Genomic DNA, 22,056 nt, shown 5'->3' with positions numbered 1-22,056 from the left:
TTCCTCGGTGTCCCTGAGTTGGGCCGCGCCACTCTCATACGCAACGCCATGATCAAACCCAGTGCGAAGTATTTCCCGCGAGGCCGGGCCTTGCTCACGGCCGCTCTGGCCACGCTGCTGCTGGGCGCCTGCGGTGCGCGCGCCGAGCAGGTGGGCGCGGTGGACACGGTGTTCAAGTTCATAGGCCCGGACCACAAGATCGTGGTCGATGCCTATGACGATCCCAAGGTGGCGGGCGTGACCTGCTATGTCTCGCGCGCCAAGACCGGCGGCATCAAGGGCGGGCTGGGCCTGGCCGAGGACCGCGCCGAAGCCTCGATCAGCTGCGTGCAGACCGGACCCATCCAGATCCCTGCGCCGCTCAAGCAGCAGGACGAGGTGTTTACCGAACGCATCTCGCTGCTGTTCAAGCGCCTGCGCGTGGTGCGCATGGTCGATGCGCAGCGCAACACCCTGGTCTACATGACCTACTCGGACCGCGTGATCGAAGGCTCGCCGCAGAACAGCGTCACGGCCGTGCCCGTGCCGCGCAACACGCCGATACCGCTGCAAAAGTAGCCTGGGCTCATTCCTGCGCCTGGGACCTGCAGGCCTGCACGAAGGCCGCCAGCGCCGGCGAGCGGCGCTTGCCTGCCCGCTGCACCAGCGAGAAATCGCGCCACATGCGCGGCAGCGTGGTCGGCAGCACGGCCAGCTCTCCCGAGGCGACCAGGGCCTGCACCAGCACGCGCGACAGGCAGCTGACGCCCAGGCCCTGCGCCACGCAGCGCGCAATCGCCTCCGAACTGCCCAGCGTGGCGGCGGCCGGCAGCTGGTGCAGATGCGGCAGCAAGGCATGCTCCACCATCTCGCGCGTGCCCGAGCCCGGCTCGCGCAGCAGCCAGCGCGCACCGCGCAGCGCCGCCACGCCCAGCGGGCGCTGGCCGGCAGCCTGCACCAGCGGGTCCTGTGCTGCGGCCACGATGACGAGTTCGTCGCGCATCCAGGGCTCGACCTCCAGCCCGGGCCAGTGGCTGGTGCCCTCGATCAGGCCCAGGTCCACGTCCAGCGATTCCACGGCCTGGCCCACCTCGCGCGTGTTGGCGATCTGCAGGTCCACGCTCAGGTGCGGATGGCTGCGCGCCAGGTGCGCGAGCACGGCCGGCAGCGCATAGGTGCCTATGGTGGTGCTGGCTGCCACGCGCAGACGCACGGGCAGGCTGGCGGCCCGCACCGAAAACGCCTGCTCTATGCCCCTGGCCTGCTCCAGCAGCGCCAGCGCCTCGGGCAGCAGGGCGCGCCCCGCGTCGTTGAGCGCCAGCCGCCGGCCCACGCGCTCGAACAGCTGGGCGCCCATGGCCTGCTCCAGCTGCTGCAGCGCGGCGCTGGTGGCCGACTGCGACAGGGCCACGGCATCGGCCGCCGCCACGGTGGAGCCGGCCTGGGCAACGGCGCAGAAGATTTCAAGTTGGCGCAGAGTGAGGTGCAGCATGGCGTGCAGTCTGGACGAGGCATCAACCTGTTTCCCCGGTTGATGCTACAAAAACTATTCGTTATACGAATATAGCCAAGAAATCTAAAGTGCCTCCCATGCACCGCGCTCCTGACGCGGCGCGCAGGCACCATGAACACCACTTCCCTCCCACGCTCCTCCCTCCCTGGCTGGCTTCGCCATTTGACCGAGCTTGCGCCCGGCCTGCTGCTGGCAGGCGCCATTGCCGCAGCCGCCACCTGGGGCGCACGCCAGCCCCTGCTGGCCGGCTCGGGTCTGAGCGCGCTCACGCTGGCCATCTGCATCGGCCTCGTCATCGGCAACACCGTCTATCCGCGCCTGGCGCCCAGCTGCCATGCCGGCGTGGGCCTGGCCAAGCAGCGCCTGCTGCGCGCGGGCATCGTGCTCTACGGCCTGCGGCTGACCTTCCAGGACATAGGCCATGTGGGCATGGCCGGCGTGGTGGTCGATGCCCTGGTGCTGGGTAGCACCTTCTTGCTGGCGCAGTGGCTGGGCCGCCGCGTCTTCGGGCTGGATGCGCGCACCACGGTGCTGATCGGCGCGGGCAGCTCCATCTGCGGCGCCGCTGCCGTGCTGGCCACCGAACCCGTGATCAAGGGACGTGCCGAAGACGTGGCCGTGGCCGTGGCCACCGTGGTGGTCTTCGGCACCGTGGGCACCTTTCTCTACCCCGCGCTGTTCCACTGGAACGCCGCCCACGGCTGGCTGGACATGTCGCCCGCGCAGTACGGGCTGTACGTGGGCTCCACCGTGCATGAGGTGGCCCAGGTCGTGGCCGCCGGCGAAGCCATTGCGCCCGAAGCCGCCGACGTGGCCGTGATCTCCAAGATGGTGCGCGTGATGATGCTCGCCCCCTTCCTGCTGCTGCTGTCCATGGCGGTGGCGCGCGGCAACCGCAGCAGCCAGATGAGCGACGGCCAGCCGCGCCGCATCACCATTCCCTGGTTCGCGCTGGGCTTCGTCGCCATGGCCGGCGTGAACTCGCTGGGCGTGCTGCCCGCTGCCGTGGTGCAGGTGGGCGTGCAGCTGGACAACGCGCTGCTGGCCGTGGCCATGGCGGCCCTGGGCCTGACCACCCATGTCCGCGCCGTGCGTGCCGCAGGCACGAAGCCCCTGCTGCTGGCCGCCTTGCTGTTCGCATGGCTTCTGGTGGCGGGCCTGCTCTTCAACCGCTGGGTGCCCGGCCTGCTCTGAAGCTGCCAGCATCCATCGACCGGCCCTGCGAGGCATCGTCTCGCAGGGCCTTTTTCATGGACGGCCTGCCTTCCAGAACAAGGGAATACCCTTAAATAAAATGCAGGCACAATTAATTTGCAATGCAAATTAATTGAACCACAAAGATAATCGAGGCATGTCCTTTGCCTCTGCCCCTCCCCGCGCCCGTCTCGGCTTTCTCATGGTCACCCTGGTACGCCAATGGCGCCGCCAGGTCGAGGAACAACTGCTGGCCGACGGCCTGACCGACGCCACCTGGGCGCCGCTGATCCACCTGCGCGCCTGGGGCGATGGCGTCACGCAAAAGGAACTGGCCGAGCGCGTGGGGCTGGATGGCTCCAGCCTGGTGCGCCTGCTCGATATTCTGGAAGGCCATGGATGGGTGGAGCGCCGCGCCGACCCCGGTGACCGGCGCAGCAAGCGCATCTTCCTGACCGATGAAGGCAACGGCGCCGTGGACCGCGTGCGCGCCACCATGCTGCAGGCCGAGCTGGCCATGCTGCAGGACCTGGACGATGCCGAGGTCGAGGCCATGCTGGCCGGCATGGCCAAGATCCAGGCGCGCATGGGCGCGCTGCGCACGGAAGGCGCGCCATGAGCGCCCTCCACGATGCCTATGGCCGCCTGCTGCAGGCCTCGGCCCGCTGGGGTTTCGACCCCGTGCGCCTGCGCCAGCACCTGCGCACGGCCTTCGCCGCCTGCCTGGCCTTGCTGGCCGCCTGGCAGCTGGGGCTGGAGCATCCGCAGTGGGCCGCCATGGCCACCTGGGCCGCATCCCAGCCGCTGCGCGGGCAACTGGTCGAGAAAAGCTTTTTCCGGGTCGCAGGCACCGTGGCCGGCACGGCCGTGGGCGTGGGCCTGGTGCTGCTGGCCCAGGGCAATCTGCTGTGGCTGGTGCTGGGCCTGGCCGTCTGGCTGGGCCTGTGTGCGGGCGTGGGCAATCTGCAGCGCAGCTTCGTGGCCTACGGCACCATGCTGGCCGGCTATTCGGCAGCCATGGTGGCGCTGCTGGACTTCGCCCATCCCGAGCAGGTCTTCGCGCTGGGCTGGGACCGGCTGTTCACCGCGCTGACCGGCGTGTTCGCAGCCTTGCTCGTGGGCTGGCTGTTCACGCCCAAGGGCAGCGGCATTCCCGGCAATGCCGAGGTACGCCAGCTGTTTGCCCGGCTGCTGCGCGATCTGGCCGACAGCCTGCAGGCGCGCGGCCGTTCGTCACTGGGCTCGCAGGAGATCGCCGCCCGCCTGCTGGCCATGGCGGTGATCGAGGAGGGGCTGGACCCGCACGCCGCAGGATCGCAGCGCTCGCGCGAGGCCGTGCACGCGCTGCGCCGGCTCATGAATGCCCAGATCTCGGCCCTGCTGTGGCTGCGCGATGCACCATCGCAGGAGCCGCCTGCGGCCTTTGGCGACGCGCAGGCCCTGGCCGCCGCGCAGGCGCTGCGCGAAGCCGCCGTGGCGCTGGAGACGCGCGTGCAGTTGCACGAGGCCGCGGCGGCCCTGGTACGCGCACGCGAGTCCGCCGCAACCTGGCCCGGCGCGGCCGACATGCTGGCCCCGATGGGCTTTGCGCTGCAGGCCCACCTGGCCGCCACCCACGACGTGGCGCTGCCGCCCGGCCACCGCGCGCGCCAATGGCCGGTGGTGCTGCACAGCGACTGGCTGGGCGCGCGCCGCGCCATGCTGCGCGCCAGCGCGGCCATCGCCATCGTGGGCCTGCTGTGGGTGGCCTCGGGCTGGAGCGGCGGCGCCTACATGCTGCTGGGCATGTCCATCATGCTGACCGTGTTCTCGGGCTTCGAGAACCCTTCGGCCACCATGCGCCATGTGACCCTGGGCCAGGCCATGGGCGTGCTCGTGGCCCTGGCCTGCCAGTGGCTGGTCTGGCCGTTCGCCGGCAGCCAGGCGGGCCTGGTGTGGCTGATGCTGCCCTTCGTCTTCGTGGGCGCGCTGCTGTTCTCCCACCAGCGCACCATGCTGTCGGGCTATGACTGCAACATGGTGCTGCTGCTCCTGCTGCAGCCCCACTACCCGCAGACGGCCAGCTTCGGCCATGCGCTGGCCCTGGGCCTGGCCGTGGTGTCCGGGCCGCTGGCCGGCTGGGCTGCCTACCGATTCATCCTGCCGGTCACGCTGCAGGGACGGCTGCAGGGCCTGCGCTCCATGATGGTCCACGAACTGCAGGACATGGCCGCCACGCCCGGCCATGCGCGCGATGGCCGCATCTGGCGCGCCCGCCTGTACCACCGGCTGCTGCGCCTGGTGCGCATGTCGGAGCAGGCCGGAGGACAGCTGGGCGCGCAGGCGGCCGAGTGCGGCCTGGCCGCCCTGCATGTGGGCCGCGCCATCCAGGCGCTGCACCAGCTGTCCGAGGAAGCCGCGCTGGGCGACGGCACGGCCCGCGCCGTGCGCGCCGCGCTGCTGCGCCTGCAGCGGCTGCAGCAGTCCCCCGGCCAGTGCCCGCCGCTTTTGCGCGCGCTGGCGCAGCGCGTGGCCGAACGCCACCCCGACCAGGCCCGCCTGCTGCGCCATGCCGCGCATGAGATCGCGCAGCACGAAGCCTTCTTCCGCAATGCCGGCTGAAGCACGGACCCATGCCAGAATGAACGGCTAAGGCCGGCCCAGGCCGGCAGCGCCCCACGCTCCCTGTCCCCCTGTTGCAAGGAAAGCATCCATGTCGTGGAGCGACACCACCATCACCTCACAGCGCCTGGCGCTGCGCCCCTTCACTGCCGCCGATGCCGATGAGGCCTTTGCCTGCATCACGCCCACGTTGACGCGCTACCTGTCGTTCGAGCCGCCATCGGCGCCTGCCGATTTCGAGGCGGTCTGGCGCGGATGGCTGCGGGAGATCGCAGCCGGCACGGACTTCAACTTCACGCTGCGCGAGCGCGCGTCAGGCCGATTCACCGGCCTGCTGGGCCTGCACCGCGCGCGCGATGCCGAGCCCGAACTCGGCATCTGGATACGCGAGGACGCGCATGGCCAGGGCCATGGCCGCGAGGCCGTTGCCGCCCTGGCCGCCTGGGCCGCGGAAACCTTCGCCCCGCAGTCCTTCAGCTACCCGGTGGCCGAGGCCAACACGGCCAGCCGGCGCATCGCCGAAGGATTGGGCGGAGTCGTCGTGGAGCAGCAGCAGCGGCCCAAGTACGCGGCCGTCATCTACCGCATTCCAGCGCGCAAGCCGCACCCATGAAAAACGGCCCCCTCAGGGGCCGTTCATCGTTCAGCCGGCCATGATCACACGGCGGCAATGGACACGGCCTTGGAGACCAGGTAGGCCTCCAGCGCCTCGGGGCCGCCTTCGGAGCCGTAGCCCGAGTCCTTGATGCCGCCGAACGGCATCTCGGCCGAGGCCACGGCCGGCTGGTTGATCCACAGCATGCCGGCCTCGACCTGCTGCGCCAGCTGGTGAGCGGTCTTGATGGAGCGCGTGAACGCATAGGCGGCCAAGCCATAGGACAGGCGGTTGGCCTCGGCGATGGCATCGCCCAGATCGTCGAAGCCGCGGATGGCAGCCACGGGGCCGAAAGGCTCCTGGTTGAAGATCTCGGCGCTCAGCGGCACATCGCCCAGCACCGTGGGTGCAAAGTAGTTGCCCTTGTCGCCCAGGGAGCCGCCGCCCGTGAGCAGCTTGGCGCCCTGCTTTTGCGCGTCCTCGATGAAATGGGCCAGTGCGGTGACGCGGCGCGGATTGGCCAGCGGGCCCATCTGCGTGCCCTGCACCAGGCCATCGCCGACCTTGAGGCCTTCGGCATGCGCCACCATGGCGCGTGTGAACTCCTCGCGCACGCTGTTGTGCACCAGAAAGCGCGTGGGCGAGATACAGACCTGGCCTGCATTGCGGAACTTGGCCGCACCCGCCGCCTTGACGGCCAGCGCCACGTCGGCATCCTCGGCCACGATGACCGGCGCGTGGCCGCCCAGCTCCATGGTCGAGCGCTTCATGTGCTGGCCGGCCAGCGCCGCCAGCTGCTTGCCCACGGGCGTGGAACCCGTGAACGTGACCTTGCGGATCACGGGATGGGCGATCAGGTAGGAGGAAATCTGGGCCGGATCGCCGAACACCAGGCCCACCACCCCGGCGGGCACGCCGGCATCGACAAAGCACTTGAACAGGGCGGCAGGCGCGGCCGGCGTTTCCTCGGGCGCCTTGCACAGGAAGGAGCAGCCCGTGGCCAGCGCCGCGCCGATCTTGCGCACGATCTGGTTGACGGGGAAGTTCCAGGGCGTGAAGGCGGCCACGGGACCCACGGGCTCCTTGATCACCAGCTGCTGCACCTCGGGACGGCGCGAGGGCACGATGCGGCCATACACGCGCAGCGCCTCGTCGGCAAACCATTCGATGATGCCCACGCCGGCCAGGATCTCGCCCTTGGCCTCGGCCAGCGGCTTGCCCTGCTCCTGCGTCAGCAGGGCAGCGATCTCGTCGGCCCGCTCCTTGAGCAGGGCTGCGGCACGGCGCATGGCGGCTCCGCGCTCATGGGCGGAGACCTTGCGCCAGGTCTCGAAGCCGCGCTGAGCGGCGGCCAGCGCACGGTCCAGGTCGGCCACGTCGGCATGGGCCACATGGCCGATGACCTCGCCGCTGGCCGGATTGCGCACGGGAATCTTCCTGCCGCTGGCGGCGTCCTGCCATTGGCCGTCGATCAGGAGTTGGGTGTCGGAGTAGGAGTGGCTCATGCTGGATCAGATCCTTGGTAGATGACAGGGGGCAGATGTGTGGGGCAGGCACGGCGCTCGCAGTGTCCGCACCCGGCTGCCGCTGCAGCGCAGCGACCATTCTAGGAAGCGCCGGACGGCCCTGCCGTCACCGGGCTGTCACGCACACAACACCTAAAATGCCCGGGTTTCGCAATATCCACCAATCCGTTGAGAGGGAGCTCATGACCGATCTTTTCGACACCACTGCGCGCAGGGGCTTGCGCAGCGTCGCGCTGGCGCTCGCCCTGGCCGGCAGCCTGGGGCTGGCATGGGGGCAGGAGGGCGCCGCCCCCATCATGAGCGTGGATCACCATGTCCAGCCCTTGAACACACCCCGGGAATTCCTGGCCGCGCGCAGCCAGGCCGCCATCGCCGAAGTCACGCCGCTGCGCGTGGAGCTGGGCGCCTGGCAGGAATACCGCGCGGCATCGGCGCCCGCTGGCGGCGCGATGCAGGTGGGCGCACAACGGCTGAGTGCAGGCACAGCCACGGCGGACGCGCTGGCATCACAGTTGCAATGGAGCCCCACCGCCTCTGGCGGGCACGTGGCTGCCATCAGCGTGCGCTCGGAAGGTGCCTACGGCATCCGCCTGGGCGTGGAAATGAATCAGCTGCCTGGCAGCGCGCTGCTGCGCATCTACGCGCAAGGCAATCGCGCAGGCGCCTACGAAATCGCCGGCCAGCGCATCCTGCAGATACTGCAGACCAACCTGGACGCTGGCGACAAAAGCGCCGATGCCCGCACCTGGTGGACGCCGGACACGGGCGGCGACGAGGTGACGCTGGAAATCGAACTTCCGCCAGGCACACCCGCCGAGACGCTGCGCATCGCCATTCCGCGCGTGATGCATGTGCACGAGAACCTCTCGCTTCCGCTGGAAAGCGAAATGCAGTTCTCTGCCCAGCTCAACGAGTCCCTGTCCTGCCATCTCGACTCCACCTGCTACGACGACTACAGCGCGCAACGCAACGCAGTGGCCCGTATGCTCTACATCAAGGATGGCATGGGTTACGTGTGCTCCGGCACCCTGCTCAACGACACGGCAAGCTCCGGCACCCCCTACTTCGTCACGGCCAACCACTGCATCAGCAACCAGACCGTGGCTTCAACGCTGGAGACCTCGTGGTTCTACCGCACGCCCTCGTGCAACAGCCGCACCCTGTCATCGGGGAGCAAGGTCCTCCGCAACGGCGCGACCCTGCTCTATGCGACGGCCACCTATGACGGTGCCCTGATGCGCCTCAACGACACACCTCCCGCTGGCGCAGTCTTCTCCGGCTGGACCACGCAGACGCTGACGAGCAATGCCAGCGTCGCGGGCATACACCATCCCCGTGGCGACCTGCAAAAGATCAGCTTCGGCACGGTCTATGGCTCGGTCGCATGCGAGCCGTCGAGTGAAGGCACAATGCTTTGCGCCAACGACAGCAAGGGCAACGGCGGCTTCAACCTTGTGACCTGGAACCAGGGGCTGACGCAGCCGGGCAGCAGTGGCTCGGGCCTGTTCCTGCAGGGGCGGCTGGCGGGCACGCTCTACGGGGGTGATGATCAAACCTGCCCAGCATCTGGCGGCACCTCGATCTACGGGCGCTTTGACCTGTTGTTCCCCGCCATCCAGAAGTGGCTGGCAGCCAGCACAACCGCCGCACGCAGCCCTGTGTACCGCTTCTACAACGCGAGCACCGGCGCCCACTTCTATACGGGCAGCGTGGCCGAGCGGGATTTCGTGATCGCCAAACTCCCTGAGTTCCAGTACGAGAACGTGGCGTTCTATGCATCTGCCCAGCCCCGGCAGGACCTGAGCCCGGTATTTCGCTTCTACAACCAGGACTCGGGCGCGCACTTCTACACCATCAATGAAAGCGAACGTGACTACGTTCTGCAGACCTTTGCCCGTTTCAACTACGAAGGCCCCACCTGGTACGCGCAAAAGAATGCCGTCGCTGGCAGCGTTCCCGTATACCGGTTCTACAACCTGGACTCCGGTGCCCACTTCTACACGGCCAATGCCAGCGAACGCGACTATGTGATCGCCACCTTTGCCCGCTTCCGCAACGAAGGCATCGCCTATTACGTCTGGACATCGCAATAAGCCCAGCACTACCCGGCACAGCGCACTGCCCTTGCTGCAGTGCCTCCCCAAAAAGAAGGCCCCGCACTGCGGGGCCTTCTTTTTGAACAACCACACTCACCCCACCAGCACCAGCCCCGGGGGCAGGCTATCCCCAAAGCTGCGCTTCGCATCCTGGGCGTCCATCTGCTGGACCTGTTCCACCAGGTCGATCCAGCGCTGCGGTGCACCGGCGCCGCGCAACCGCTCCAGCACCAGGGCGCGCTGGGCATCGGACAGGTCCAGCGCACGGTCGCCCGTCATGCGGGCCATCTGCACGGCGGCGAACATGGCGGTTTCATTGCGACGCCAGTCCTGGGCCAGGGTGGCGTCCAGGAACTCCTGCGCAGCCTCGGGCGGCATGACGCGGTGGGCGTTGGCGGCCAGCGGCATGCGCGCGGCCAGCCGGCCTATGGCCCACCAGGTCTGCACGGATTCACCGGGGTGCTTCAGCCGCTGCAGCATCCACTGGCCCATTTCCTGGCGGTACTGCCAGGGCACAGCTTCCATGGCGGCGAACAGGCGCAGCATGTCGTCGTAGCTGCCATGGGCGGACTTGCCCTGGCTGCGCTGCGTGGACTGCTGCACGGCCTTTTGCATGTGGCCGGCAACCTCTTCCAGCAGCTCCATCTGCCGGGCCTCGTCCAGGCCCGCGGCCACGCGGCGCCAGAAGACCCACCATTCGGTGCGGTTGGCCGCCTCACCGCCATGGCCCAGGCCCTGGCCATGCAGTTGCCAGACCTGCTGCATGCGCCAGCCGTCCAGCTCGGCGCCCACGCCGGGGCGCAGGCACCAGCCTGCCAGGTTCAGCCAGACGCGCTCGTGCTCGGCCGTGCGGCGGCGGCGCCTGGCGCGGGCCAGCAAGGCGTCGAACAGTGCGCGCAGCAGCGGCAGGTCCCAGTCCTCGCGCGGGCCCAGACGTCGCTCCAGCGACTGGCGCAGCTGGCGGACCTCCTTGGCCGTCACCTCCTGGGCCTGGCTGCCGAAGATGCGCTCGATCAGGGCCACGGCGTCCGCCAGCCGGCCCTGCCGGGCAGAACGATCGCCGGTGTCCTGCGCATCTGCGGCCAGCGCACCACGCACGCTGAACGGCAGCAGCCACTGGCGCTGCGCATCGTCGGCGGCCACGCAGCGCACCTCCAGCGTGCCGACCTCGGTCATGCAGGCCTGCAGTTGCACTTCGACCTGGGCCTTGTCCCGGCCTTCGGGCGCGGGCAGCACGGTGGACAGGGCGGGCAGCTCGACCCAGCCCTCGCCGTCGAGCGCCGCGATACGGCCGGCCTGCGCAGGCGCCGCCGCCAGGCTGTTGGCCACCAGCGAAAAGCGCACGGCCTGGCCCAGGCGCAACGCAAAGCGCCGGCCGGAGAGCACGATGCGCACGCCCTCCTCCGTGCCGCGCGGCAGCAGGCAGATGCCCTGTGGTGCGGCACCCGCCTTCTCGGGCAGGACCAGCCAGTAGCTGCGCGGCGAGCCACCGCCGATGCGCGGTACCGGGGCGGGCACAGTCCGGGCATCTTCCGATTCCGGCAGATCCTCAGACGGACGGCTCTGGACATGCATGGCCAGGCCATGCGCCGCTGCGCCGCGTGCAACGGCCCAGTCGGGATGCGGGTTGTGCAGCAGGCGCAGCGGCTGGCCGCGCCAGGCCTGCAGCTGCGCCACCAGCCGCTGGGCCAGCGCATGGGCGTGGAAGACGCCGCCATTGAGCAGGACCGCATCGGGCAACTCCCCAGCCGCGTGCTGCGCGAGGAACTGCGCCAGGTGCCGTGTGATCGCCGCATCGGCAGGATAGGGCAGCCCCAGGCCGCGCAAAGCGCCCTGGCGCCGGGTGGGCAGATCCTGCAGGCCGGCCAGCGGCATGAAGCCTTCGACCACGGCCTCGCGCACCTCGTCGCGGCGCAGCGTGGCCGTGCGCGTCTGCGCCAGCAGCTTCGATCCGCCGCCCAGCAGGGTCACGGCCACGGACTCGGGCGCATCGTCGGCCAGCAACTGTTCCTTGGCCATGCGGCAGCGCTGCACCAGTTGGGCGAAGCGTGCGGCGGGCAGACGCTCGCCGGGCGGGGCGAACTGCGGCTCCAGCCGATGGGCCAGCGCCAGGTCCATGTTGTCGCCGCCCAGCATCAGGTGCTCGCCCACGGCCGTGCGTGTCAGCACGGGCAGGCCTCCAGCTTCACCGGGCTGCACGCGGATCAGGGTCAGGTCGGTGGTGCCGCCGCCCACATCCACCACCAGCACCAGGCGGCAGTGCGCCAGCTCGGCCGCCAGATGCTCGCCCTGCAGCACCAGCCAGTCGTGGAAGGCGGCCTTGGGTTCCTCCAGCAATTGCACTGCAGGCAGGCCGGCCAGCTGCGCGGCCTCCAGCGTGAGTGCGCGCGCGCCTTCGTCGAACGAGGCCGGCACGGTCAGCACGACCAGCTGGTCCCGCAGCGGCGCGCCGGGGTGGGCGCGGTCCCAGGCTTGGCGCACATGGTCCAGGTAACTGGCCGAGGCCTGCAGCGGCGACAGCCGGGCCACCTCTTCGGGCGCGCCCCAGGGCAGGATGGCCGCCGTGCGGTCCACGCCCGCGTGCGACAGCCAGCTCTTGGCACTGGCCACCAGGCGCGACGGCACGGCCGCGCCCAGATCACGCGCCCAGCGGCCATTGACAGCGGGCGCTTGCGCATCGGCGCCCAGTGCCGCCCAGGGCTGCTGCCAGGCATCGCCCAGTTCGCCGGGCGCCGCCTGGTAGCGCGCAGAAGGCAGCAGCACCTGGGCAGCGACCTCGCCAGCCGAGACACGCTGCGCCACGGGCAGCAAGGCGATGTCGGCCGCCGTGCCGCCCACGGGCACATGCGCCACCACGGTGTGGCTGGTGCCCAGGTCGATGCCCACGATGTGGGCGGCGTCGGGAGCGAAGGGGGTGGCGGAGGCGGGGGCGGCAGTATCAGGCATATCGGCAGTCATACAGGGCACGGTGCGCGGCCCGGACCGGGCCTGCCGCCGGGGCGGGCTACGCTACATCGGCCCGCACGTCGAACTCCACCTTCCAGCGTTCGTCACCACCCACGGGCACGGCGTTGAGTTCCAGCGTGCCGATGTCGGTCACGCGCGCATGCAGGGTGACGGGCACGATCTCGCCGGGCGCACGGCCTTCGGCGGGCAGGTGGGCCTCGATCTCCTGCAGCTCGACCAGTTCCTCTGGGCCCCAGAAGTCCAGCACGGTGCCGACCTGGTCGGCGCGGCGCACGGAGGAGCCGAAAAAGCGCAGGCGCACGGGCTCGCCCACGACCAGGCCGAATTCCTGCGTGTCCAGCGCCACCTCGGTGCCCTCTTCCATGCCGAAGGGCGCCAGGCACAGGGCCGAGATGGGCGGCTCCATGCCGGGGATGGCGGGCATGTTGCTTTCCACGCCCACGTAATAGCTCTGCGCCGTGCCGCCACGGATGCGCACGCCACGGCCCGCAGCCGCCACATGGCCGAAGTAGGCGGCGCCGCGCGCCACGGCCAGGTCCAGGTTGGCGCCATCCAGCAGGCGCGCAGGTTGCGCGCCTTCGCCGGCCAGCCAGCCGTTGACGACTTCCAGGATGCGCTGCTCGATCTGCGGCGCCTTGAGCACGCCGCCGTTGAACAGGATGGCCGAGGGATGCAGGAAGGACGCGCCCTCGGGCTGCGTGCCCTGGAGGCCTTCGATCTGCTCGGTGGCACCGGCCTGGCGCGAGAGGAAGGCCGCCAGGTGGCGCGTGACGGCCGCGTCCTGCGCATACGGCAGGCCCAGCTGGGTCAGCGCGGCGCGCGCGCGGGTCTGGGGCTTGTCGGAGACGGCTGCTCGCGGGAAGAAGCCTTCCACCAGCATCTGCAGCACCTCGTCACGCGTGACCTCGGTGCGGATGCTGCCGCCGATGAGCTTGCTGCCCCGGCTGGGCACGACCACGGGCACGGACTGCAGCGTGGCATCGGCCAGCAGTTGCTCCTTGGCCTGGCGGCAGCCATGGGCCAGGGCACGGGTCTGCCAGGCGTCGAGCTGCTTGCCCTCCTGGGCCAGCTTGCGGGCCACGCCGTAGGCCAGGGCCAGGTCCATGTTGTCGCCGCCCAGCAGGATGTGCTCGCCCACGGCCACGCGCTGCAGCTCCAGGCCGCCGTCCTTTTCCAGCACGGCGATCAGCGACAGGTCGGTAGTGCCGCCGCCCACGTCCACGACGAGGATGATCTCGCCGCTTTGTACCTGCTTGCGCCACTGGCCGCCGCTGGCCTGGATCCAGCTGTACAGCGCAGCCTGGGGTTCCTCCAGCAGCGTGAGCTTCTGGAAGCCCGCCGCGCGGCAGGCCTCGGCCGTCAGCTCGCGCGCGGCCGGGTCGAACGAGGCAGGAATGGTCACCGTCACGTCCTGGGCATCGAACGGCGCCTCGGGATGGGCCTGCTCCCAGGCCCAGCGCAGGTGCGACAGGTAGCGGATGGAGGCGGTCAGCGGCGAGACGCGGTGCACCTCTTCGGGCGCATCGGCCGGCAGCAGGGGCGAGCGGCGGTCCACGCCCGGATGGCACAGCCAGCTCTTGGCGCTGGAGACCAGCCGTATCGGCGTGGCCGCGCCGCGCGATCGCGCGAACTCGCCCACCACGAAGTCCTGGCTGGCGCCCCAGGGCAGGGCCATGTCGGCCGCAGTCAGCTCGCTTTCATGCGGCAGGTAAAGGAAGGATGGCAGCAGCGGGCGTGCCTCCACGCTGGAGGGGCCGGTGAGCTGGGGAATGTCCAGCACGCCCTGCTCCACCTTCTCGCCATCGCTGGCCTGGCGGTCCACATAGGAGAGCGCGCAATGCGTGGTGCCCAGGTCGATGCCGATGCTGTAGCGCGCCTGGGAGGATTGACGGGACTGGTCCATGCTCACAGCTCCACCTCGGCCTGGGCCACGATGGCGGCGGCCTTGTGATCGGTGAGCTGGGGCAGGCGGACATCGTCCACGCGCCAGCCGCGGTGGCCCAGCGTGCCCGTGAAGGGTGCCTGGCCGACCACGTTGCCCGTCAGGCGCACGGCGGCGGCATCAAAGCCTGCGGCCAGCGTGACGCGGCTGCCTTCGGCCTCGGCACGCACGGGAGCGATGCTGAAATGCTCGCGCAGCACCTTGCGGCAGCCTTCGTGCACCACGCGCGCGGCGGCGCCGATCTCGGCGTCGGCATAGCCGGCCACGTCTTCCTGCACGAAGTCCACGAAGCGCGCCTCGCGCTGCAGCAGGCCCAGCAGCTGCAGGGCGGCGGTGCCAGCGGGTGCGGCCGGCTCCACGACGGTCTTTTCGACGATCTTCTCGACCGGCACCTCGACACGCTTTTCAACCACTTTCTCGACCACCTTCTCGACAGGCACCTCGACGCGGACCTCGACGATCCGGTCCACGGGCACCTCCACGCGCACCTCCTTGGGTGCGGGCGGCGGCACGTCGGCGGCCAGCGGCTCGCCGTCGCGCAGGCGGGACACATCGGCGGCCAGGCGGCCGTTGCCGAGGATGGCGAAGAAACTGCCGATCGCGATGGCGATGCGGCTCAGGAACGAGGGGGGAGTCTTGGAATTCATGGGCTTCTCTTGGCGAGAGGATCCTGCCGGGCCGATCGCCGCGCAGCAGGGCAACCGGGCGCCGATGGTCCTCCACCGGGCGCCCGCAGGGTCCGTGATGTTACCCAAAGCAACGAAGCCCCGTCCTGTACACGGCCCCATGCCCCCGTGCGCAAATGGCCTCGCGGCATAATCGCGGCTGCTCCTGCCCCTGTCCATGGCCCATACACGCCTTTTCCGCCACGCCCCGACCCGCTGCACCGCCTTGCGCGCGCAGCGGCCGCAGCGCGTGCACGGCGTGCCCACGGCCTTCATCAGCCTGTGCGGCTTCACGGCCCTGCTTTCCGCCGCCGTGCGGAAAGCCTGAGGTCCACCCCAGCTTCCCGCACGGCCCCCGCAGCGAATCCCGCATGCGAAGCGCATGCCAGGAGCTGCCGGCCCACGCCCCGCATCTCCCTGGCCTGCACGCCTTTTCGGCCGCGCCGCCGCATGGCGCAGCCGCCTTGACCCCGGAGCCGATGATGGACATGGAACTCTCCCAAAACTTTCTGCGTGCCAAAAGCCCCTGCGCGGCGGGCTTTCGCTGGTTCGTGCGCAACCGCCATGACGGCAACGACTACCAGCGCGTGCTCGATGCCCTGGTGGGCGATGGCCGCGTCGAGGACGCGCGCTGGCTCATGAACCAGTTCGGACCCACCGACGCCGTGCTGGAGGTCGATCACCTGGAGGCCGATGCCCTGGTGTTCTCGGGCAGCGTCGTCGTGCATGGCGAGCTGCGCGTACCCGGCCTGCTGGCCGTTGGCCGCACGCTGCAGGCCGGCGCCGGCATCCACGCCGGACGCATCGAGGCCGGCCAGGACCTGCACAGCGGCGGCGCCATCTTCTGCAGCGGCCCGCTGCAGGCCGGCGGCCTGGTCAAGGCCGCCTGGAGCGTGGACGTGCACGAGGAACTGCGCGCCGAAGACGTGCGCGCCGGCTGGGAGCTGCGCTGCGGCGCCGACCTGCGCCTGGGCGGAGGGGCACAGGCCGGCCAGGACATCGAGGTGCAGGGCGCCATCCGCTGCGGCAAGGGCCTGCGCGCGGGCGGCAGCATCCGCGCCAGCGGCCTGATCGAGCTGGGCCACGGCCTGTACGCTGGCGCCGACGTGGAAGGCGGCAGCCACATCGAGGTGGACTGGGGCATGCGTGCGCTGGGCGACATCCGTGCGGCCTGCAGCATCCGCGCGGGCGAGACCCTGCATGCCGAAGGCGAGATCGCGGCCGGCCCCGGCTACGGCATCTATGCGGGCATGAACGTGCAGCAGGATGCCTGGCCGTCCTGTGCCTGGGTGCATGCGGCGCAGCGCCCACCCGCCCTGCTCAGCGGCTGGTGGGAAGAGGCCGCAGCACCGGCCTGATGCCCGCAGGGACACGCCGGCCTGCGCCCCCGCAGCGCAGCGCCGCGATGCAAAATACCCGCTTCGCCGCCGCCCGGGCGGCCCCAAGGAATCCCACATCGTGTTCACCGGCATCATCCAGGCCGTGGCAAGCATTGCCGCGCTGCGCGACCAGAACGGCCTGCGCACCTTCACCCTCGACTTTCCCGAAGGCTTCTGCCAGGACCTGGCCATCGGCGCCAGCGTCTCCACCGACGGCGTGTGCCTGACGGTGACGGAGATCCTCTCGCCCACGCGCGCCACGTTCGATGTGATGCTGCAAAGCCTGAACATCACCACGCTGGGCGGCTATGCCGTGGGCGGGCGCGTCAATGTGGAGCGCGCGGCAAAGGACGGCGCCGAGATCGGCGGCCATCCGCTGTCGGGCCACGTGGACTTCACCTCGCCCGTGCTGGAAGTGGCCTCCAGCGACACCAACCACCGCATCCGCTTCGGCATTCCCGAGGGCTTTCGCCACTACGTGTTCGCCAAGGGCTACATCGCCATCAACGGCGCCAGCCTCACGGTGTCCGAGGTGGACCGCCAGGCCGGCTGGTTCGAGGTCTGGCTGATCCCCGAGACGCGCCGCATGACCGTGTTCGATTCCAAGGGCGTGGGCGACCTGCTCAATGTGGAGATCGACCGCAGCACCCAGGTCGTGGTGGACACGGTGCGCGAGACCGTGCAGCAAAGCCTGGGCCGCCTGCAGCCCGTGCTCGAGGCCCTGCTGAAAGAAAAGGGCCTGAGCCTGGACGACTTCATAGACGTCCCCAAGCTGCCCGGCTGACTGCCTTCGTCGTTCAACGCCCCGCCGCCAGCGGCGGACTGAAACGCCGCAGGCGCAGCGCATTGCTGAGCACGAAGACGCTGGACAGCGCCATGGCACCGGCCGCGAACACGGGCGACAGCAGCGTGCCGTTGACGGGGTACAGCAGGCCGGCGGCCACGGGGATCAGGGCCACGTTGTAGGCAAAGGCCCAGAACAGGTTCTGCCGGATGTTGGCCATGGTGGCCTTGGACAGCGCGATCGCATTGGGCACGCCGCCCAGGTCGCCCGACATCAGCACCACGTCGGCCGCCTCGATGGCGATGTCCGTGCCCGTGCCGATGGCCAGGCCCACATCGGCCTCGGCCAGGGCCGGCGCGTCGTTGATGCCGTCGCCCACATAGGCCAGCGTGCCATGCTCGGCCTTCAGGCGCTTGACGGCATCGACCTTGCCGCCGGGCAGCACCTCGGCCACCACCTCGTCGATGCCCAGCTGGCGCGCAATGGCCTCGGCCGTGCGGCGGTTGTCTCCGGTGATCATGGCCACCTTCAGGCCCAAGGCGTGCAGCGCGGCAATGGCGGCCGGCGTGCTGTCCTTGATGGGATCGGCCACGGCGATCATGGCGGCCAGGCGTCCGTCCACCGCGGCATACAGCGGCGTCTTGCCTTCGTCGCCCAGGCGCGCGGCCTCGTCTGCCAGCGTATCCACCTGCAGGCCCAATTCGCGCATGAAGCGGTCGGCACCGATCTCCACGCGCACGCCGTCCACCTGGGCGCGCACGCCAAAGCCTGTCACCGATTCAAAGCGATCCACGGCGCCCAGCGGCAGATCCTCGGCCTTGGCAGCATCCACGATGGCGCGCGCAATCGGGTGCTCGGAGCGGTCCTCCACGGCCGCCACCAGCGCCAGCACGCGGCTGCGCTCGCCCTCGAAGCCGGGGGCCAGTACCAGGTCGGTCAGCTCGGGGCGGCCGCGCGTCAGCGTGCCCGTCTTGTCCACGGCCACCACGCGGGCGTCTTTCAAGGTCTGCAGCGCCTCGCCCTTGCGCAGCAGCACGCCCATCTGCGCGGCCCGGCCCGTGCCCACCATGATGGAAGTGGGCGTGGCCAGGCCCATGGCGCAGGGGCAGGCGATGATGAGCACGGCCACGGCATTGACCAGCGCAAAGCTCAGTGCGGGCGACGGCCCCCAGGCCAGCCAGGCGCCGAAGGTCAGCAGGGCCACGGCCATCACGGCCGGCACGAACCACATGGTGACCTGGTCCACCAGCGCCTGTATGGGCAGCTTGGAGCCCTGGGCCTGCTCGACCATGCGGATGATCTGCGCCAGCAGCGTATCCGCGCCCACCTTGGTGGCGCGAAAGGCCAGCGCGCCGTTCTGGTTCACCGTGCCGCCGACCAGTTCGGCACCCGGGGTTTTCTCGACCGGCACGGGCTCGCCGCTGATCATGGATTCATCGACGAAGCTGCTGCCCTCGATGACCTCGCCATCGACGGGAATGCGCTCGCCGGGCCGCACCTCGATGGTGTCGCCCGCACGCACGGCGGCGATGTCCACCTCCTGCACGGCGCCGTCCTTGCGCACGCGCGCCGTCCTGGCCTGCAGTCGCACCAGGCGGCGGATGGCTTCGGAGGTATTGCCCTTGGCGCGCGCCTCCATGAAGCGGCCCAGCAGGATCAGCGCCACGATCACGGCCGCCGCCTCGTAATACACATTCACCGTGCCGGCCGGCAGCCACTGCGGCACGAAGGTGGCCACCAGCGAATAGGCAAAGGCCGCCGAGGTGCCCACGGCCACCAGCGAATTCATGTCGGGCGCGCCGCGCAGCAGCGCGGGAATGCCTTTCTGGAAAAAGCGCAGGCCCGGCCCGAACAGCACGATGGCCGACAGCAGGCACTGCAGGTACCAGCTGTTCTGCGTGCCGATGGCCTGCCCCACCCAATGGTGGAAGGCCGGCACCATGTGGCCGCCCATCTCCAGCACGAACACCGGCAGCGCGAACACCGCGGCCACGATCAGCGAGCGCTTGAGCGAGGCCCGCTCGCGCGCCTGGCGCTGCTCCGTGCCGTCTTCGGCCGGCGACTGCGCTGCGCCGCCTTCACTGGCCGGGTTCGCGCTGGCGCCCAGCGGACGCGCTTCGTACCCGGCCTTGTGCACAGCTGCCACAAGGGCCGCCACATCTGCACTGCCAGCCAGCGTCACCACTGCACGCTCGGTGGCCAGGTTCACGCTGGCCGATTGCACGCCTTCCACCTTTTTCAGCGCACGCTCCACGCGGCCCACGCAGGAGGCGCAGGTCATGCCCTCCACTTCCAGTTCCACGCTGGACTGGGGCACTTCGTAGCCGGCCTTCTCGATGGCTGCAATGGCGGCGGGCAGGTCGGCCGCGCCCTCGAAGCGGATGCTGGCCTTTTCGGTGGCCAGGTTGACCACGGCTTCCTGCACGCCCGGCAGCTTCTTGAGCGCGCGCTCCACACGCCCCACGCAGGAGGCGCAGGTCATGCCCTGAACGGGCAGGTCTATGGCCATGCCGGCCTTGGTCGATGCATTCATTGCCTGACTCCTTTGTTCTCGCATGCAGGCACTTTAGAGATTGCCACCATGTCAAGGTCAAGCCCCCTGCAGGGCGCTTTCATCGCCATGTCATCTGCCTTGCCCAGCATCGGCGGCCGTGACAAACCGATACAGAGAGAACCCGTTCATGTCCTTGACCTCCCATCGCCCCGCCCTGCGCCCGCTGGCCGTGGCCCTGGCTGCCTCCGCCCTGATCGCCGGTTGCGGCGGCTCCGGCAACGACACGCCCGCAGGCCAGCCGCTGGAGCTGCGCATTCTGCACATCAACGATCACCACTCCACGCTGGAGTCCAAGAGCAAGACCCTGCAGCTGGACGCCGGCACGGGCAAGGCCGAAGCCGTGGCCGTGGACGCCGCAGGCTTTGCGCGCGTGACCCAGGCCATCGAGGAGCTGGCCACGCAGTCGCCCAACGTGCTCAAGCTGCATGCCGGCGACGCGCTCACCGGCACGCTGTACTTCAACCGCGCAGGCGCCGACGGCGAGGCCGATGCCGCCCTCATGAACACCGTCTGCTTTGACGCCTTCACGCTGGGCAACCACGAGTTCGACAAGGGCGACAGCGGCCTCAAGTCCTTCCTGGACCGCCTGCGCGCCGGCACCTGCAAGACGCCCGTGCTCAGCGCCAACGTGCGCTTTGGCGCCAACTCGGCCCTGAACGCGGCCAAGGCGCCCGGCTATGTGAACCCCTCCACCGTGGTGGAGCGCGGCGGCCAGAAGATCGGCATCGTCGGCCTGACCATTGCGGGCAAGACCAAGGCATCGTCCAGCCCCGATGCCGACACCACCTTCGAGGACGAGGCCACCGCAGCCCAGCGCGAAATCGACGCGCTGCGCGCCAAGGGCATCAACAAGATCATCGTCATGAGCCACGTGGGCTATGAGTACGACCGCCAGATCGTGCCCAAGCTCAGCGGCGTGGACGTGGTCGTGGGCGGCGACTCGCACACCCTGCTCGGCCCCGACGTGCTCAACACCACGGGCGTGGGCACGCCCGGCGGCGCCTACCCCACGCGCCTGACAGACAAGGACGGCAGCCCCGTCTGCGTGGTCCAGGCCTGGGAGTACGCCCAGGTCGTCGGCGACCTCAAGGTCCAGTTCGACGCCGACGGCCGCGTCACCCAGTGCACGGGCACGCCCCATGTGCTGATCGGCGACAGCTTCACCGTCGCCGGCAAGGCCGCCACCGATGCGCAAAAGACCGCCCTCAAGGCCAGTGCCGCCGCCACCGGCGTGCTGCGCGTGACCACGCCCTCGGCCAAGGCCACCGCCGCGCTGCAGCCCTTCAAGGACAAGGTCGCCCAGTTCAACCTCAAGCAGGTCGCCACCGTGCCCCGGGAACTGTGCTCGCGCCGCGTGCCCGGCGGCGTCGGCACCATGAACTACAGCCAGTCCAGCGCCGCATGCAATGCCGAAGGCAGCGTCAGCGTGCGCGGCGGCGACATCCAGCAGCTCGTGGCCCAGGCCTACCTGGAAGAAGCCAACCGCCACTACGGAGGCGCCGACATCACCCTGCAAAGCGGCGGCGGCGTGCGCATCCCGCTGCTGGGCCAGGTCACGGCCGCCCAGGTCATCCAGGTCCTGCCCTTCGGCAACAAGCTGTTCCGCCTCGACATCACCGGCACGGAAGTCAAGGGCATGCTCGAGGACGGCCTGCAGGCCGTCTACGGCCCCAGCGGCACGACCGGCCCCTACCCCTACACGGGCGGCCTGCGCTTTGACGTGAACGCGGCAGCGGCAGCCGGCCAGCGCGTGTCGGGCATCGAGGTGTATGACAACGCGAGCAAGACGTGGAAGCCGCTGGATACGGCACGCACGTACAAGCTGTTCGTGCTGAGCTTCAATGCCACGGGTGGCGACGGCTACAAGACGCTGGCGGCCGTGCCTGATGCGCGCCGTCTGGACATTGGCGTGCTCGATTCCGATGTGTTCTTCAACTACATCGAGAGGCAGCCGGTGGATGCGGTGTCTGGTCTGCCGCTGCTGTCGCGGCTGCCGATGGATCTGTACAGCACGCGTAGTTTTCAGGGTGGGCGCTGATTAGTTCACGCTCTTTTTTGAGACCCTGCCGGGGGGTGTTTTTCGAGGCCGAGTCTCGGCCCGGCGGCCGACCTACTTTCCTTTGTTTCGCCACCGGTACGCCGGCCGAAGGAAAGTAGGCAAAGCAAAGGCGACCCGGATGTCCGCGACCCCTTCGCTTCGCTGCGGGGCAACCTGCGTCGTGGCGGTTGCGGGGTTCGCTGCGGAACTCGCTGCGTGAACT

At 69.6% G+C, this 22,056-nt stretch carries 16 protein-coding genes; 10 read left to right on the top strand and 6 right to left on the bottom strand.

Annotated features, from left to right (window positions below; all coding sequences use genetic code 11):
• The first annotated feature begins 48 nt into the window (after positions 1 to 48).
• A complete protein-coding gene (locus DTS01S_RS02690) occupies positions 49 to 558 on the top strand; it encodes a CreA family protein (RefSeq protein ID WP_227469487.1) in 510 nt (169 codons plus the stop codon).
• Positions 559 to 565: 7 nt separating this feature from the next.
• On the opposite strand, the gene DTS01S_RS02685 is transcribed toward DTS01S_RS02690, so the two are convergent.
• Positions 566 to 1,471, bottom strand: a complete 906-nt coding sequence (locus tag DTS01S_RS02685) for a LysR family transcriptional regulator (RefSeq protein WP_016450860.1) — start codon at positions 1,469 to 1,471, stop codon at positions 566 to 568.
• 132 nt (positions 1,472 to 1,603) lie between these two features.
• Between DTS01S_RS02685 and DTS01S_RS02680 the strand changes: the two genes are divergently transcribed.
• The 4 genes from DTS01S_RS02680 to DTS01S_RS02665 all read left to right on the top strand — a co-directional run bounded on the left by DTS01S_RS02680 (position 1,604) and on the right by DTS01S_RS02665 (position 5,900).
• Positions 1,604 to 2,686: a YeiH family protein gene (locus DTS01S_RS02680; RefSeq protein ID WP_026062025.1), complete on the top strand. Its 1,083-nt coding sequence runs from the start codon at positions 1,604 to 1,606 to the stop codon at positions 2,684 to 2,686.
• 157 nt (positions 2,687 to 2,843) lie between these two features.
• Positions 2,844 to 3,305, top strand: coding sequence for a MarR family winged helix-turn-helix transcriptional regulator (locus DTS01S_RS02675; protein WP_016448753.1), 462 nt, complete (start codon positions 2,844 to 2,846; stop codon positions 3,303 to 3,305).
• Positions 3,302 to 5,287 (top strand): FUSC family protein, encoded by a 1,986-nt coding sequence (locus DTS01S_RS02670; protein WP_061287307.1) that lies wholly within the window; start codon positions 3,302 to 3,304, stop codon positions 5,285 to 5,287. The genes DTS01S_RS02675 and DTS01S_RS02670 overlap by 4 nt, the downstream gene beginning before the upstream one ends.
• Before the next feature lie 91 nt (positions 5,288 to 5,378).
• Positions 5,379 to 5,900, top strand: a complete 522-nt coding sequence (locus tag DTS01S_RS02665; RefSeq protein ID WP_017406594.1) for a GNAT family N-acetyltransferase — start codon at positions 5,379 to 5,381, stop codon at positions 5,898 to 5,900.
• 44 nt (positions 5,901 to 5,944) lie between these two features.
• Here DTS01S_RS02665 and DTS01S_RS02660 read toward each other — a convergent pair whose 3' ends face one another.
• Positions 5,945 to 7,387 carry an NAD-dependent succinate-semialdehyde dehydrogenase gene (locus DTS01S_RS02660; RefSeq protein ID WP_017406595.1) on the bottom strand — a complete coding sequence of 481 codons (1,443 nt, stop codon included), beginning with the start codon at positions 7,385 to 7,387 and terminating at the stop codon, positions 5,945 to 5,947.
• Between the two features lie 203 nt (positions 7,388 to 7,590).
• Here DTS01S_RS02660 and DTS01S_RS02655 point away from each other — a divergent pair, with 203 nt between their 5' ends.
• Positions 7,591 to 9,501, top strand: coding sequence for a trypsin-like peptidase domain-containing protein (locus tag DTS01S_RS02655; protein WP_017406596.1), 1,911 nt, complete (start codon positions 7,591 to 7,593; stop codon positions 9,499 to 9,501).
• A gap of 96 nt (positions 9,502 to 9,597) precedes the next feature.
• Here the strand turns inward: DTS01S_RS02655 and DTS01S_RS02650 are convergent, their stop codons facing one another.
• Genes DTS01S_RS02650 through DTS01S_RS02640 form a run of 3 tightly spaced genes read right to left on the bottom strand, consistent with a single transcriptional unit; the run spans position 9,598 to position 15,060 of the window.
• Positions 9,598 to 12,450, bottom strand: a complete 2,853-nt coding sequence (locus DTS01S_RS02650; RefSeq protein WP_017406597.1) for an Hsp70 family protein — start codon at positions 12,448 to 12,450, stop codon at positions 9,598 to 9,600.
• Positions 12,451 to 12,508: 58 nt separating this feature from the next.
• On the bottom strand, positions 12,509 to 14,374 hold the full coding sequence (locus tag DTS01S_RS02645) for an Hsp70 family protein (protein WP_047326412.1): 1,866 nt from the start codon (positions 14,372 to 14,374) through the stop codon (positions 12,509 to 12,511).
• Positions 14,375 to 14,376: 2 nt separating this feature from the next.
• A complete protein-coding gene (locus DTS01S_RS02640; RefSeq protein WP_016450853.1) occupies positions 14,377 to 15,060 on the bottom strand; it encodes a DUF2760 domain-containing protein in 684 nt (227 codons plus the stop codon).
• A gap of 196 nt (positions 15,061 to 15,256) precedes the next feature.
• Between DTS01S_RS02640 and DTS01S_RS30835 the strand changes: the two genes are divergently transcribed.
• The 3 genes from DTS01S_RS30835 to DTS01S_RS02630 all read left to right on the top strand — a co-directional run bounded on the left by DTS01S_RS30835 (position 15,257) and on the right by DTS01S_RS02630 (position 17,241).
• Complete coding sequence (locus DTS01S_RS30835; RefSeq protein WP_013800628.1) at positions 15,257 to 15,406, top strand: hypothetical protein; 150 nt, start codon at positions 15,257 to 15,259, stop codon at positions 15,404 to 15,406.
• Positions 15,407 to 15,560: 154 nt separating this feature from the next.
• Entirely contained in the window at positions 15,561 to 16,436 is an 876-nt protein-coding gene (locus tag DTS01S_RS02635; protein WP_026062924.1) for a hypothetical protein, read from the top strand.
• A gap of 100 nt (positions 16,437 to 16,536) precedes the next feature.
• Positions 16,537 to 17,241: a riboflavin synthase gene (locus DTS01S_RS02630; protein ID WP_017407522.1), complete on the top strand. Its 705-nt coding sequence runs from the start codon at positions 16,537 to 16,539 to the stop codon at positions 17,239 to 17,241.
• A 13-nt stretch (positions 17,242 to 17,254) separates the two neighbouring features.
• On the opposite strand, the gene DTS01S_RS02625 is transcribed toward DTS01S_RS02630, so the two are convergent.
• Positions 17,255 to 19,774, bottom strand: coding sequence for a heavy metal translocating P-type ATPase (locus tag DTS01S_RS02625; protein ID WP_017407521.1), 2,520 nt, complete (start codon positions 19,772 to 19,774; stop codon positions 17,255 to 17,257).
• A gap of 148 nt (positions 19,775 to 19,922) precedes the next feature.
• Between DTS01S_RS02625 and DTS01S_RS02620 the strand changes: the two genes are divergently transcribed.
• The gene (locus DTS01S_RS02620; RefSeq protein ID WP_026062923.1) at positions 19,923 to 21,833 is read left to right on the top strand and encodes a bifunctional metallophosphatase/5'-nucleotidase; all 1,911 of its coding nucleotides are present in this window, start codon (positions 19,923 to 19,925) and stop codon (positions 21,831 to 21,833) included.
• Positions 21,834 to 22,056: the final 223 nt, after the last annotated feature.

Origin of the sequence: Delftia tsuruhatensis NBRC 16741, from assembly GCF_001571325.1 — a bacterium.
GTDB lineage: Bacteria > Pseudomonadota > Gammaproteobacteria > Burkholderiales > Burkholderiaceae_C > Comamonas > Comamonas tsuruhatensis.
This window is presented reverse-complemented; position numbering and strand designations above follow the sequence as displayed.

Bases quoted from the DNA above. Each gene is read 5' to 3' on its own strand.
- DTS01S_RS02690 (WP_227469487.1), top strand. From the start codon at position 49: ATGATCAAACCCAGTGCGAAGTATTTCCCGCGAGGCCGGGCCTTGCTC.
- DTS01S_RS02685 (WP_016450860.1), bottom strand. From the start codon at position 1,471: ATGCTGCACCTCACTCTGCGCCAACTTGAAATCTTCTGCGCCGTTGCC.
- DTS01S_RS02680 (WP_026062025.1), top strand. From the start codon at position 1,604: ATGAACACCACTTCCCTCCCACGCTCCTCCCTCCCTGGCTGGCTTCGC.
- DTS01S_RS02675 (WP_016448753.1), top strand. From the start codon at position 2,844: ATGTCCTTTGCCTCTGCCCCTCCCCGCGCCCGTCTCGGCTTTCTCATG.
- DTS01S_RS02670 (WP_061287307.1), top strand. From the start codon at position 3,302: ATGAGCGCCCTCCACGATGCCTATGGCCGCCTGCTGCAGGCCTCGGCC.
- DTS01S_RS02665 (WP_017406594.1), top strand. From the start codon at position 5,379: ATGTCGTGGAGCGACACCACCATCACCTCACAGCGCCTGGCGCTGCGC.
- DTS01S_RS02660 (WP_017406595.1), bottom strand. From the start codon at position 7,387: ATGAGCCACTCCTACTCCGACACCCAACTCCTGATCGACGGCCAATGG.
- DTS01S_RS02655 (WP_017406596.1), top strand. From the start codon at position 7,591: ATGACCGATCTTTTCGACACCACTGCGCGCAGGGGCTTGCGCAGCGTC.
- DTS01S_RS02650 (WP_017406597.1), bottom strand. From the start codon at position 12,450: ATGCCTGATACTGCCGCCCCCGCCTCCGCCACCCCCTTCGCTCCCGAC.
- DTS01S_RS02645 (WP_047326412.1), bottom strand. From the start codon at position 14,374: ATGGACCAGTCCCGTCAATCCTCCCAGGCGCGCTACAGCATCGGCATC.
- DTS01S_RS02640 (WP_016450853.1), bottom strand. From the start codon at position 15,060: ATGAATTCCAAGACTCCCCCCTCGTTCCTGAGCCGCATCGCCATCGCG.
- DTS01S_RS30835 (WP_013800628.1), top strand. From the start codon at position 15,257: ATGGCCCATACACGCCTTTTCCGCCACGCCCCGACCCGCTGCACCGCC.
- DTS01S_RS02635 (WP_026062924.1), top strand. From the start codon at position 15,561: ATGGACATGGAACTCTCCCAAAACTTTCTGCGTGCCAAAAGCCCCTGC.
- DTS01S_RS02625 (WP_017407521.1), bottom strand. From the start codon at position 19,774: ATGAATGCATCGACCAAGGCCGGCATGGCCATAGACCTGCCCGTTCAG.
- DTS01S_RS02620 (WP_026062923.1), top strand. From the start codon at position 19,923: ATGTCCTTGACCTCCCATCGCCCCGCCCTGCGCCCGCTGGCCGTGGCC.